This window comes from Achromobacter sp. JUb104, from assembly GCF_024806975.1.
GTDB classification, from domain to species: domain Bacteria; phylum Pseudomonadota; class Gammaproteobacteria; order Burkholderiales; family Burkholderiaceae_B; genus Achromobacter; species Achromobacter spanius.
This window is the reverse complement of the sequence record NZ_JANUEY010000001.1, coordinates 1,392,887-1,407,109: the sequence shown is the minus strand read 5'-3', so window position 1 is coordinate 1,407,109 and position 14,223 is coordinate 1,392,887. Positions and strand designations below refer to the sequence as shown.

Annotated in this window: 4 protein-coding genes; all 4 read right to left on the bottom strand. The window is 67.5% G+C overall.

Annotated elements, in window-relative coordinates; all coding sequences use genetic code 11:
* Positions 1-54: 54 nt before the first annotated feature.
* Positions 55-1,074, bottom strand: a complete 1,020-nt coding sequence (locus tag M2361_RS06415) for a histone deacetylase family protein (RefSeq protein ID WP_259247139.1) — start codon at positions 1,072-1,074, stop codon at positions 55-57.
* A complete protein-coding gene (locus M2361_RS06410) occupies positions 1,071-2,423 on the bottom strand; it encodes an MFS transporter (RefSeq protein WP_259247138.1) in 1,353 nt (450 codons plus the stop codon). The genes M2361_RS06415 and M2361_RS06410 overlap by 4 nt, the downstream gene beginning before the upstream one ends.
* A gap of 129 nt (positions 2,424-2,552) precedes the next feature.
* The gene (locus tag M2361_RS06405) at positions 2,553-3,014 is read right to left on the bottom strand and encodes a DUF4019 domain-containing protein (RefSeq protein ID WP_259247137.1); all 462 of its coding nucleotides are present in this window, start codon (positions 3,012-3,014) and stop codon (positions 2,553-2,555) included.
* 120 nt (positions 3,015-3,134) lie between these two features.
* Complete coding sequence (locus M2361_RS06400; protein ID WP_259247136.1) at positions 3,135-14,213, bottom strand: hypothetical protein; 11,079 nt, start codon at positions 14,211-14,213, stop codon at positions 3,135-3,137.
* Positions 14,214-14,223 lie beyond the last annotated feature (10 nt).

Sequence of the window (14,223 nt, the reverse complement as noted above, 5' to 3'; positions counted from 1 at the left end):
GTCGAAAAAAAAGGCCGGGTGGAATCCACGCCGGCCCGGCCGATGCCCGACGCTTCAAACGCCGGCCAGCCCCGCGAAGAAGCGCGACGCGTTGGATTCCAATCCGTCGATATAGTAGCCGCCTTCCTGCACGATCAGCGTCGGCAGGCGCAGGCCGCCCACCTCGCGGCCCAGCCGTTCAAAGCCGTCTTCGGTCACGCTGACCATGGCTTGCGGGTCCTTCTCGAAAATATCGAATCCCAAGGACAGCACCAGCGCATCGGGCTGGAACAGTTCAATGGCGCGGCGCGCTTGCGCAAGGCGGTCAAAGAACACGGATTCCGGCGAGCCATGCGGCATGGGCAGGTTGATGTTGTAGCCGTAGCCCTCGCCCGCGCCGCGCTCGTCTTCAAAACCGGCAACCACCGGGTAGAAGTTTTCGGGGTCGCCGTGGATCGACACGTACAGCACATCGCTGCGTTCGTAGAAAATTTCCTGGATGCCCTGGCCGTGGTGCATGTCGGTGTCCAGGATGGCCACGCGCGGAAACTTGGACGTCAAGCGCTGCGCGGCAATGGCGGCGTTGTTCAGGTAGCAGAAGCCGCCGGCCGCGTCGCGCCGGGCGTGGTGGCCGGGCGGGCGGCAGATGGCGTAGGCGTGCGGGTCGCCGGCCAGCAAGGCGTCGGCGCCCGACACCGCGCACTGCGCCGACCAATAGGCCGACTGCCAGGTTTGCGGCCCGACCGGGCAACTGCCGTCGGCCAGATAGCGCCCCGCCTTGGCGAGCACGCCCCGCAAGGCGTTGGGTTCGCGCACGAAGACGTTCGACACCACTTCGCCGCCCCAATCGCCCGGCAGCTTCATCCAGTCTTCATGGGCGCTTTGCAGAAAGCGCAGGTAGTCCAGGCTGTGTACGGCCGAGATGGCGCCCGCGCCATTGTCTTCAGGCGCCTGCACGTCAAAGCCCAGTTTGCGAGCCGCCTGCACCAAGCCATCCAGACGCGCCGGCACTTCCTGCGGGGTGCGCATCTTGCCGCGTGAAAAATAGGTCTGCGGATGATGCAGCTTCTGCTCGTCGTGAAAAAAAGCCTTCATGCTTGCTGATCCTTCAGGTGAAGTTGCTCGGTGCGCTGGCCGGCATTGCCCAGCAGCAAAACGGAAACCAGGGAAAGCAACGAAATCGCCGAGAACAGCAGCGCCAACGGCCACCACTGCCCCTTGAAATTCTCGGCCAGCACCGTGCCCAGCAAGGGCGTCAGGCCGCCGAAGATGGCGCCCGACAACTGGTAGGCCATCGAGATGCCGGTGTAGCGGATGGCCGTCGGAAAGCTGTCGCTGACATAGCCCGCGATAACGGCGTAGTAGGCGCCCATGAAGAGTACCGCCACGCCGACCCCCAGCGTAATACTGGTAAGCGAGCCCTGGTCGACCAGGTTGAACATGGCGTAGGGCGTGAAGATCGACGCGAAGGCCATGACGCCCAGAAAGCGCAGGTTGCCCACGCGGCTGGCGATGTAGGCCGACAGCGGCGTAATGAAAAACTGCATGATCGACACGAGCAGCAGGCAGTCCAGGATCACCGCCCGGTCCAAGCCCACGTACTGCGTGGTGTAGGCGATCATGAAGGTATTGGTGAAATAGAAGCCCGCAATGCCCAGCACGTTGGCGCCGACCGCCAGCGCCAGCAGGCCCGGCGCACCGCGCAGCACTTGGGCAAGCGGGGTCTGGGCAGGCTTATGGGGCCGTGACGTGGTGGCGGATTTGGCGCGCGTGGCTTGCGCCGCCTGCTCGGCAACGAAATCGGGCGATTCATTGACGCTCAGGCGAATCACGAAACCCACCACCAGCAGCACGGCCGAAAACAGGAACGGCACGCGCCAGCCCCAGCTCAGAAAGGCCTCGTCGTCCAGACCCGTCACCAGCTTGAACATCAGCATCGACAGGATCAAACCCGCCGGGCTGCCCAGTTGCGCGAAAGACGCAAAGAACGTGCGCTTGGCTTTGTCCGGCGAATGTTCACCCGCCATCAGCACCGCGCCACCCCACTCGCCTCCCACCGCGATCCCTTGCACGATACGCAGCAGGATCAGCAGCACGGGCGCCCACACGCCAATCGATGCGTGGGTGGGCAACAGGCCGATCAGCACGGTTACCGTGCCCATCATCACCAAGGTGATCACCAGCGATTTCTTGCGGCCGATCTTGTCGCCGATATGGCCGAAGATGGCGCCGCCCAAGGGCCGCGCAAAAAAGCCCACCGCAAACGTGCCGAAGGCGGCAAGCGTTCCGTAAAAGCCCGAGGCCGACGGGAAGAACAACTTGCCGAACACCAGCGCGGCCGCGGTGGCGTAAATGTAGAAGTCGTACCACTCGATCATGGTGCCGACAAAAGCGGCGGTAGACGCACGCACCGGCTGGTGCCCCGTCGCAGGTTTTCCCCTCATGCTTGTCTCTCTTAAGGTGGTTGAGGCTAATCAGCCAGTCGTTATAGCCCCGGCCCCACCATAAGAAAAATTCTTATTTCTTATCTTCCAGATTACCTTTTCTAATGAGGGGAAAACCCTTAGCCAGGCTTACTGCATGATGGTCTGGCCGTCGGGCGCCACCTTGCGCACCACGTAGCCCATCGGCACCCAGCGGTTCTTGCTAGCCACCATCGATACCGTCTCGGTGGCCGGCATGTTGCGGAACTGGGTGCTGAAGATGACGTTCACATATTGCCCTTGCGGCAGGTCGGCGGGGTCCGACACGCGCACCACCTGCAACCATTCGCGCCCGGCGTTGCGGCCCACCTCGGCGCGTACCTGGCCCAGATAAGCCGACCAGCCCTGCTTGTCGATGCGCTGTTTCATGATGTCGCTGCTGGCGCCCCACATCTTGTCCGTGGAACCGGAATCCGACATCGACGCCCATTGCTTGGCCGCTGTCACGGCGCTGTCCAGCGACGGGTCCGCCAGTGCTGGCGCGGCGAACAGCATGGCGCCGCACAAAAGGCCGGCGCGCGCGCCACGGGAGATCAGAGTCGTGTGTTGCATAAGTCCTCGCTATGTATAGGTAGCACTGCAAGTAGCACTGCAAAAAAGCACTGCGGAGAAAATCACTGCATGGGCACCAGCACCGGCCCGCAGGCACCAAGCCTGCGGGCCGGCAAGCCCTTACCACTGGTAGCCTGCCCCGATCACCGCGCCGAAAGTGCCGCGCGTGTTGGTGGAACCGGACATCTTGTAGACCCACTTGCCATTGCCCGACACTGTCGACAAGCCCATCGCGAAGCCTTGCTGGCCGTCGTACGTGCTGCCCGCGATCGAGAACATGCCCCGACCCGGCAGGTACGCTTGCGCCAGACCCGCCACCGCCAGCGCCGTGGCCGTGCCACCGGACGCATCACGCCGATAGCGATCCACGTCGTTGCGCAGGTTCTGGAACTTGCCGTCGGTGTAGGCGTTGGACTGCTGCACCGCGCCGCCCATGCCCGCGTTGAGCTGCTGCACGTTGACGGCGTCGGTGTTCTCGACCCCGGCCGCCACATTGCTCAGCGTGACCGGCGCGCCGCCGTTGCCCAGCGTGACCCGGCTGTAGTCCACCGTGTCGGTGCCGGGTTTGGTGGCGTACTGCACCGAGCCCTGTTTGGCGGCGTTCAACTGCTGCACGTTGACCGCGTCCGTCTGCGCCGTGCCGGCCGCCACGTTGGTCACTTGCCGTTCCTTGCCGGCCGCGCCGACGGACACGACGTTCGCGCGCCCGCCATCCGAACTGCCCGCGCCCAAGGCCACCGAGTTGTCGCCGCGAGATTCCGCCGCGTTACCCAGCGCCGTACTGTTGCTGGCCGAGGCCACTGCGCCCGCGCCGCCCGCCGTAGCGTTCGCGCCGGTGGCAGTGGGCGCGGTCGTCGGGCTGGTCTGGCTCACCTGGAACATTCCGCTGCCGCCCTGAGTCAGGCCGCTATTGATCGTGGCGATCTGCTGGTCCGTATAGCGGTTGGCCTGCGTGACCGCGCCATCCAGTTGCCGCAGGTTCACGGCGTCGGTGGCGTTCTTCGCATCCCCCACATTGCTGACGGTGCGTTCGGCGCCAGCCGTTCCCACCGACACTGTGCCGGCGACGCTATTGGACGCCCCCGAGTACTTGCCGGTGTAGGCCGGCGCCGCGCCCATGTCGGCAATAGCCCCGGCGCCCAGCGCCACGTCGCCCGCTTGCAAGGCTTGCGCTCCCGAGCCCAGCGCCACCGAACTGGCCGCGGCCGCGCTGGCGCTTGCGCCCATCGCCACACTGCGATCACCCGCGGCGCTCGCCGAGGCCCCGAATGCCATCGATTGCGAGCCGCCGGCCAACGAGGACGAGCCCAAGGCAATGGCCGAATCCAGCGCCGAGCGCGCGGATGACCCGATGGCGATGCCATTGATGGCGGTGCTGTCCACTTGCGCGGCCAGCCCCATGCCGATGCCCGTGTCACCGTTCACCACGGTTTCCGGGCCGACCGCGATCGCGTCCGTGCCCACTGCCAGTGAATCCACGCGGGAACTGTTCGCGTGGAAGTACTGGGTGCCCGTCACCGCCACCGACGCGATGGCGCCTTGCAACTGCCGTACCGTCACCGCGTCCTGCGCCTGCGTGCCGTCGGCCACGTTGATGATCTGGCGTTCCATGCCTGGCGCGCCCACCGAGAACGCCCCCGGCGCCACGGCGCGCTTGCCGGTGCGAACTACGGTGGCGCGATCAGAGACCGAGCCCTGCCCAATGGCGACGCCGCCATCCACGGTGACTTGCGTGTCGGCGCCCAAGGCCAGGCTGCCCGCGCCGTCGGCCTGCGCGTTGTAGCCGATGGCGGTCGCGCCCTGCCCCCTGGCATGGGCATTGCCGGGCGTCATCCCGGTGTCGTTGGTCCGCTCATAACGAGAACCCTGGCCATTGACAGCCGGATCCAACGTGCCGGTGTAGCCGTTCACCGCGCTGGCCAACTGCGCCATCGCTTCGTTGGTGGCAAACAACTGCGCGCCGTTCACGGCGTCCCAGCTGGTTGCGCTGAGCACGCCCGGCGCAACGCTGGTGATGATGCTGGGTCCGCCGATGCTTCCGTGCGCGGCCGTGTACGCACCGACGCCGCCATTGGCCGTGGGGTCCCACATCAGCGCGTCGGTACCGACTTCGCCCAGGCGCGTGCTTACCTGCTGCAACTGGCGGACGTTGACGGCGTCCGTCATGTCGCTGCCCGGCGCCAGGTTGGTCAGCTTGCGCAAGCCGCCGGCAGACCCCACCGACACTTCGCCGGCCGAATCCACCGTGCCCGCCAAGCCGAAGGCGACATAAGCCGTCTGCGCACCAACCGACGCCACCGAACCCTGGCCCAAGGCCACGTTGGAGCCGGTCAGCCCCGCCGTGATCCTGGCTCCCTGGCCCAAGGCCGTGGAATTCGCCACGCCGTTATCCGTGGCTTGATTGCCCAACACCACAGACCCCGCGCCGCTGGCCGACGCGCCGAAACCACCCGCCGCGCTATTCGCACCCGCCGCCAGGGGCTGCGCGGACGTCACCGTGGTGTCCGCCACGAATGGCCCCGATTTGCCGCTGCTGATGTGGGACACCACCGTATCCAGCCCGACAATCGCCGTGCCCAGGCTGGTGTACGTGTTGCCGTTCACGGTATAGCTGGGCCCGGACACCAGGCCCGTGGTCGGGTCGTACGCCGCCCCTCCGCCCAGGCCGGCAGCCACGCTGGCGCCCAGCAACGCGGCCGAGCCCTGCAACTGCGCCACGTTCACGGCATCGGTCGCGCCGCTGCCCGCCGCCACGTTGGTGATCTTGCGCTCGGCCCCCGCTGTGCCCAGCGACACTTCACCCGCGGAGCTTTGCGCGGCGGACAGGCCGAAGGCGGCGTAGTTGGTTTGCGCGCCCAGCGTCGCGGTGGAACCCTGGCCCAACGCCACGCTCGAGCCGGTCAGGCCCGCCGTGATCGTTGCGCCCTGGCCCAGCACCGTGGAGTTGGCAACGGCGTTATCCGTCGCTTGATTGCCGACAACGGTCGATGCCGCGCCCGTTGCCGAGGCCCCGAAACCGCCGGCCGCGCTGTCCGCGCCCGACGCCAGCGCCTGCGCGGTGGTGATGCTGTTGTCCGAGACGAACGGTCCGCCCTTGCCGCTGGCAATCGAGCTGACCGCTGAGTCCAGGCCACCGATGGCGCTACCCAGGTTCGAGTAGGTGGCGCCTTGGACACCGTAGCTTGGTGCCGTAAGCGTGCCAGTTGCCGGATCGAAAGCCGCTCCGCCGCCAAGGTTGGACGCCACGCTGATACCCAAGGTGCTCAGGCCCGTTGTCGCGGCGTTGGCAACGCCGGTCAGTTGCCCAACGTTGACCGCATCGGTTGCGGCGCTGCCGGCGGCAAGATTCGTGATCTTGCGTTCGGCACCCGCCGATCCCAACGACACTTCACCGCTGGAACTTTGCGCCGCCGACAGGCCGATGGCGGAGTAGGCGGTTTCAGCGCCAACTGCCGCGACTGAACCTTGACCCAGCGCCACGTTCGAACCGCTCAGGCCGGCCGAGATCATTGCGCCTTGGCCCAGCGCCGTGGAATTGGCAACGCCGTTGTCGCTTGCCTGGTTACCAATGACAGTCGACGCCGCACCCGTCGCCGACGCACCGAACCCGCCCGCCGACGCATCCGCGCCAGAGGCGACGGCTTGCACCGTCGTCACGCTGTTGTCCGATACGGACGGGCCAGCCTTACCGGTGCCAAGGCCGGTCACCGCCGTATCCAGGCCGCCGATCGCGCTGCCCAGATTCGAATGGGTCGTGCCTTGCACACCGTAAGTCGGCGCAGTAACCGTGCCCGTCGCCGGATCGAACGCCGATCCGCCGCCCAGATTGGACGCCACGCTGGAACCCAACGTGCTCAGCCCGGTTGTTGCGGCATTGGCAACACCCGTCAGTTGGCTCACGTTGACCGCATCGCTTGCGGCGCTGCCGGCGGCAAGATTCGTGATCTTGCGTTCGGCGCCTGCCGATCCCAGCGACACTTCGCCGCTGGAAGTTTGCGCCGCCGACAGGCCGAATGCGGAGTAACCGGTTTCGGAACCAACTGCCGCGACCGAGCCTTGACCCAACGCCACGTTGGAACCGGTCAGGCCCGCAGTGATGGTTGCGCCTTGGCCCAGCGCCGTGGAGTTAGCGACACCGTTATCAGTCGCTTGATTACCAATGACCGTCGACGCCGCCCCCGCGGCCGATGCGCCGAAGCCGCCCGCCGACGCATTGGCGCCGGATGCAACCGCCTGCGCGGCCGTCACGCCGTTATCGGACACGAACGGACCGATGTCGCCGCTGCTGATGCTGCTGACCGCCGAGTCCAATCCGCTGATCGCACCGCCGACGTTTGAATACGTCGCCCCTTGCACACCGTAGGCTGGCGCAGTGACCGTGCCCGTCGCCGGATCAAACGCCGATCCGCCGCCCAGATTGGTCGCCACGCTGGAACCCAAGGTGCTCAGGCCCGTTGTTGCGGCCATGGCGACACCCGCCAGTTGGCCAACGTTGACCGCATCGCTTGCGGCGCTGCCGGCGGCAAGATTCGTGATCTTGCGTTCGGCGCCCGCCGATCCCAGCGACACTTCGCCGCTGGAATTTTGGGCAGTCGACAGACCGAATGCGGAGTAACCGGTTTCCGAACCAACTGCCGCGACCGAGCCTTGACCCAACGCCACGTTGGAACCGGTCAGGCCCGCCGTGATGGTTGCGCCTTGGCCAAGCACCGTTGAGTTGGCAACGCCGTTATCCGTCGCCTGGTTACCGACGACGGTCGACGCCGCCCCCGTCGCCGACGCACCAAACCCGCCTGCCGACGCATCGGCGCCAGAGGCAATAGCTTGGGCCGCCGTCACGCTGTTGTCCGATACGAACGGGCCGGACTTGCCGCTGCTGATACTCGTCACCGCCGTGTCCAGCCCGCCGATCGCGCTGCCCAGGTTCGAGTGGGTGGTTCCCTGTACTCCGTAAGCCGGCGCAGTCACCGTGCCGTTCGCCGGATCGAACGCCGACCCGCCGCCCAGATTGGTCGCCACGCTGGAACCCAGCGTGCTCAGCCCGGTTGTTGCCGCAGTGGCTACGCCGGTCAGTTGGCCGACGTTGACCGCATCGGTCGCCGCGCTGCCTGCCGCAAGATTCGTGATCTTGCGTTCGCTACCGGCCGATCCCAGCGACACTTCGCCGCTGGAATTTTGCGGGGCCGACAGGCCGATGGCCGTGTAGCCAGTTTCAGCGCCGACTGCCGCCACCGAACCTTGACCCAACGCCACGTTCGAACCGGTCAGGCCCGCCGTGATCGTCGCGCCTTGGCCAAGCACCGTGGAATCCGCAACACCGTTATCCGTTGCCTGGTTGCCGACGACGGTCGACGCCGCACCCATGGCCGACGCGCCGAAGCCGCCCGCCGACGCATTCCCGCCGGACGCGATCGCCTGCGCCGCCGTCACGCCGTTATCGGACACGAACGGGCCAGTGTCGCCGCTGCTGATGCTGCTGACCGCCGAGTCCAATCCGCTGATCGCACCGCCGACGTTTGAATACGTCGCCCCTTGCACACCGTAGGCTGGCGCAGTGACCGTGCCCGTCGCCGGATCGAACGCCGATCCGCCGCCCAGATTGGACGCCACGCTGGAACCCAACGTGCTCAGCCCGGTTGTTGCGGCATTGGCAACACCCGCCAGTTGGCCCACGTTGACCGCATCGCTTGCGGCGCTGCCGGCGGCAAGATTCGTGATCTTGCGTTCGGCGCCCGCCGATCCCAGCGACACTTCGCCGTTGGAATTTTGCGCCGCCGACAGGCCGATTGCGGTGTAGCCAGTTTCAGCACCGACGACAGCAACCGAGCCTTGCCCCAGCGCCACGTTGGAACCGGTGAGGCCCGCCGTGATGGTTGCGCCTTGGCCCAGCACCGTCGAATTGGCAACGCCGTTGTCAGTCGCTTGATTACCCACGACGGTCGACGCCGCACCCGTCGCCGACGCGCCGAAGCCGCCCGCCGACGCATCAGCGCCAGACGCAACGGCTTGTGCCGCCGTCACGCTGTTGTCCGATACGAACGCGCCAGTCTTACCGGTGCTCAGGCCGGTCACCGCCGTATCCAGGCCGCCGATAGCGCCGCCCAGGTTTGAATGAGTCGTGCCTTGCACACCGTAGCTTGGCGCAGTCACCGTACCAGTCGCCGGATCAAAAGCCGATCCGCCGCCCAGATTGGTCGCCACGCTGGAACCCAGGGTGCTCAGGCCAGTTGTTGCTGCACTGGCCACCCCGGTCAGTTGGCCAACGTTGACCGCATCAGTCGCCGCGCTGCCTGCCGCAAGATTCGTGATCTTGCGTTCTGCACCCGCCGATCCCAACGACACTTCGCCGCTGGAATTTTGCGCCGCCGCCAATCCGATTGCGGTGTAGCCGCTTTCAGCACCGACGACAGCGACCGAGCCTTGCCCCAGCGCCACGTTCGAACCCGTCAGGCCCGCCGTGATCGTTGCGCCTTGTCCAAGCGCCGTCGAATCCGCAACCCCGTTATCCGTTGCCTGATTACCGACCACGGTCGACGCCGCACCCGTGGCCGACGCACCGAAGCCGCCTGCCGACGCATTGGCGCCGGAGGCAACCGCTTGCGTTGCCGTCACGCTGTTATCCGATACGAACGGACCAACAGCGCCGCTGCTGATGCTGTTTACCGCCGAGTCCAGTCCACTGATCGCGCCACCGACGTTTGAATACGTCGCCCCTTGCACACCGTAGCTTGGCGCAGTCACCGTCTGGCCGATGGGATCGTACGTGGATCCCCCTCCCAGGCTGGACGCCAAGCTGGAACCCAAGGTACCCAGGCCTGCCGTGGCGGCGGTGGAAACTCCCGTCAGTTGCGCCACGTTGACGGCATCGGTCGGCGCGCTGCCGGCCGCCACGTTGGTGATCTGGCGCCGCCCGGCGGCGGTGCCCACCGATACTTCGCCGATGGACGTTTGCGACGCAGACAAGCCGAAGGCGGTGTAGCCGCCCTGCGCGCCCACCACGGCCGACGAATCCTGCCCCAGGACCACGTTCGAACCCGTCACGCCAGCGTCGACAAACGCGCCCTGGCCCAATATTGCCGAGCCGGCCACGCCATTGTCATTGGCCTGATTGCCGTACACCGTGGAACCCGGACCCGTGGCGATGGCGCCAAAGCCACCTGCGCTGGCGTTCGCGCCAGAGGCCACCGCTTGCGCCATGGTGACGCTGTGATCCGATACAAAGGGCCCGGCATCACCCGCCAACAGGCCGCTGATAGCGGTGTCCGCGCCGCCAAATGCCGCGCCGACGTCGTTGTACGCCATGCCTTGAATGGTGTAGCTGGGCGCGCTGATCGTTCCTGCCGCGCCGTCGTAAACGGCCCCGCCGCCCAGGCGGGCCGCCATGGCGGTGCCCAGGTTGGACGCCGCCCCGCTCAACTGCCCCACGTTCACGGCGTCGGTCGGCGCAAGGCCGGCCGCCACGTTGGTGATCTTGCGGCGGGTAGAGGCCGAACCCACCGACACTTCGCCGCCCGAGTTCTGCGGCATGGTCAAGCCAAACGCCGTGTAGCCCGTCTGCGACCCCGTGGCCGCCTCGGAGCCTTGGCCCAGGGCAACGTTGGCTCCCGAGAGCCCCGTGGCTATGGACGCGCCCTGCCCCACGACAGTCGAGTTGGCGACCGCGTTGTCCCTGGCCTGGTTGCCCACGACGGTCGAGGCGGCGCCCGTGGCCGACGCGCCAAAGCCGCCCGCGCTGGCATTCGTGCCGGATGCCACGGCCTGCGTCGCGGTAACGCTGTTGTCCGAGACGAACGGACCCGACTCGCCCGCCACCAGATTGCTGATGGCCTCATCCGCGCTTTCCAGCGCCGCGCCGACATCGTCGTACGCCATGCCTTGCACGGTATATGACGGCGTGCTGATCGCACCTGATGCAGCGTTGTAGGTCGCGCCGCCTCCCAGGCCGGTGGCAATGCTGGAACCCAGGTTCGACGCCGCGCCGCTCAGTTGCCCCACGTTGACGGCATCTGTCAGCGCGCTGCCCGCCGCCACGTTGGTGATCTGGCGGCGGCTGGCCCCCGATCCCACCGACACCTCACCGCTGGAGTTCTGCAACGCCGCCAGGCCGAACGCGGTGTAGCCTGTCTGAGCGCCCAGCGCCGCGCTGGAGCCCTGGCCCAGCACCACGTTGGACCCCGTAAGCCCCGCGACCACCGACGCGCCTTGTCCCACGATGGTGGAGTTGGCGACCGCGTTGTCGGTGGACTGGTTGCCCAGCACCGTGGACGCCGCGCCCGTGGCCGACGACCCAAAACCGCCCGCCGCCGCGCTGGCGCCCGACGACACCGCCTGCACCGTCGTCACGCTGTTGTCCGAAACAAACGGGCCGATCTTGCCGGTGACCAGGTCGGTCACCGCCGAATCCAAACCACCCAGCGCCGTGCCCACGTTGGTGAAGGACGTGCCCTGCACGCTGTAGGTGGGGGTGCCGATGGTGCCCGAGGCGGCGGTGTAGGTCGCGCCGCCGCCCAGGTTGGTGGCGACGCTGGTGCCCAGGTTGTTCATGCCCGAGTTCGCGGCGCTGGCCACCGCCGTCATCTGCCGCACTGTCACGGCGTCATTGGAATCCGAGCCGTCGGCCACGTTCTTGATCTGGCGCTTGGCGCTGGGCGTACCGACCGATATCGCGCCAATCGCCATGTTGGCCGTGTTGTTGAACGCAACACCCGCGATGGGGCCTGCCGAGCTGGGTGACACCACGCCGCTGGTCACCACGTTGGTTGCGCCTGCCGAGCCCGCGCCCAGCGCCACCGCGCCCGGCACGCCGGCGGTGGCGCCGGCACCCAGCGCAATGGCGTTGATGCCGGCTGTTTGCGCCGCGTCGCCCAAGGCGATGGAGCCCCCGCCCGATGCCGTTGCCGCCCTGCCGATCGCCGTGGCATTCAGGCCCGCCGCGCTGGCGCTGCCGCCAATGGCGATGGCGTCTGTGCCCGTCGCCCCCGAGTTCGCCCGCGTGTTGCTACCAAGCCCCGCTACGGTGGAGTTGGCGTTGAAGTAGTTCGTTGGGGTAGGCGAGATTGCCGCCACCTGCTGGGCCACCGCGAAAAGCTGCGAGCCGTTGACCGCGTCCGTGCTGCTCGAACTGAGCAAGCCGGTGGCCACGCGCTGGATGCGGCGCACCGAACCCGCATCGCCCACGCTGACAACGCCAGTGGGCGTGCCCTGGCCACCCCCGAAGTTGTAGGTATTGCCGCTGATGGTCGCGCTGCCGTAGGACGTCGTGCCGGCCGTGCTGGTGGAAAGCGCCGCCGTGGTGGATGAGTTACTACCCAGCGCCACCGAGTTCGCGATGTTGGTATTGGCCAGATAACCCAAGGCCACGGTGCGGTCCGCCGTGACGTTGCTGCCGGCCCCACGACCCGCCGCCAGGTTGTCGTCACCCGACACGTTCTGACCCGCATCCTGGCCGATGGCGGTGGTGCCTTCGCCCGTGGCCAGCGTTCCGGCGTAGGCGCCGATTGCCGTGTTCTGGCCACGGCTTGCGAGCGTGCCCGTGCCGGCGCCTACGCCGATGAAGGTGTCTTCAAGCCCCTGGGCAATGGCTCCCCGGCCGATCGCGACCGACGACGTGCCCGACGCGATGGCGTTGGCCCCCATCGCCACCGAGTTCGACCCGGCGGCGGCACTTTGATAGCCCACCGTGACGCTGTTGGTGCCGGCGGTGACGCTTTGATAACCGATGGCGACTGCCTGCCCCGCCGTGGCGGCGGCCTGATAGCCCAAGGCGATGGTGCTGCCCGATGTTGCCAATGAGCCCGAGCCGATGGCGATGGACGCCAGCCCCGACGCCGTGTTCAGGTCACCAATGGCGACCGCGCCTTGCCCTGTCGCCGGGTTGGTGTTGCCGATGGAGACGGCACCACGGCCTGCCGCATTCGACAAAAAGCCGGCCCCAAACGCCCCGTTGCCGCCGCTGGCCTGCGAGCCCGAGCCCAAGGCCACCGCCCCGGGCGTTACCGCCGAGTTGGTATTGCCGATGGCCACGGCGCCTGCTGCCGTCGCCGTGTTGTCGGCGCCCACGGCAACCGCGCCGGTGCCGGTGGCGATGTTGGGGTCGCCGATGGCCACCGCGCCATCCCCAGTGGCGGTCTGTTGCCGTCCAATGGCCACCGCGCCGCCCGTTGCCGTGGCCGCGTTGGCAGCGGTGCCCGACGAACCAATCGCCACGTTCTGGCCGGTGGCGTTGGATCGGGCCCCATCGCCCACCGCAATGCCGAACGCGCCGATGGCGCGCGCATCCCGCCCGATGGCGATGCCCGACGTTGCCGCCGCCGTCACCGACGACTGCCCGCCTATCGCAACGGCGTTGATGGCCGCCGCCGACGCGCCGCTGGTCGAGTTGCCGCCCAGCCCCACGGCGCCCGCCGCCGTGGCACGCGCGCCATTGCCCGCGGCCAACGAACTGCCGCCGCTGGCCAGCGCGTTATTGCCCAAGGCCGTGTCGTTGATGGGCGCCCCCACCAAAGCGCCGGCAACGGCGCTGGACCCGATGGCCAACGAGTTCTGGTTCAGGGCCTGCGCATTGATACCCCCGGCAAACGCCGAAATACCACGCGCCTCGGCGGAAGAGCCCACCGCCACCGCGCCCGTCGCCGTGGCCGTTGACGACACGCCGATAGACACTGCGTTACCGGCGGACGTGCTGGACAATTGGCCCAATGCAATAGAGCTGTTTCCGGCCGACGTTGAGTTCTGTCCCAGGGCCACGGAACTGGCCCCCAGTGCCGACGCGCCCGTGCCGAACGCCGACGAACTGTTGCCCGACGCGGAAGCGCCCTGGCCCACCGCCGTGGCGCTGGTGTTCGAAGCGGACGCCGATGCGCCCACCGCCAGCGTGTTGTTGGCGCTTGCCGAGGCGCCCGAGCCGAAGGCCGTGGCGCCAATGCCGCTGGCCGTTGTCGACGAACCCACGCCCGTCGCGTTGTTGCCGGTCACGATGGCCAGGCGGCCCACGGCGACCGAGTTGGTGCCGGTGGCAACCGACGCGTCGCCAATCGCCACGCTGACGTTCGTTGCCGTAGCACCGAATCCGCCGCCAATGGCAATGGAATTTGCATCGACCGAGGCCGGCGTCAAACCGCCGGTGGTGATGGGGTTGACGATGATTCCCTGGATGGCGGTGCCCGCCCAGGCCGTGCCCCCCACCGCCGCGGCCAACATCAATGGCGCC

Bases quoted from the DNA above. Each gene is read 5' to 3' on its own strand.
- M2361_RS06415 (WP_259247139.1), bottom strand. From the start codon at position 1,074: ATGAAGGCTTTTTTTCACGACGAGCAGAAGCTGCATCATCCGCAGACC.
- M2361_RS06410 (WP_259247138.1), bottom strand. From the start codon at position 2,423: ATGAGGGGAAAACCTGCGACGGGGCACCAGCCGGTGCGTGCGTCTACC.
- M2361_RS06405 (WP_259247137.1), bottom strand. From the start codon at position 3,014: ATGCAACACACGACTCTGATCTCCCGTGGCGCGCGCGCCGGCCTTTTG.
- M2361_RS06400 (WP_259247136.1), bottom strand. From the start codon at position 14,213: ATGTTGGCCGCGGCGGTGGGGGGCACGGCCTGGGCGGGCACCGCCATC.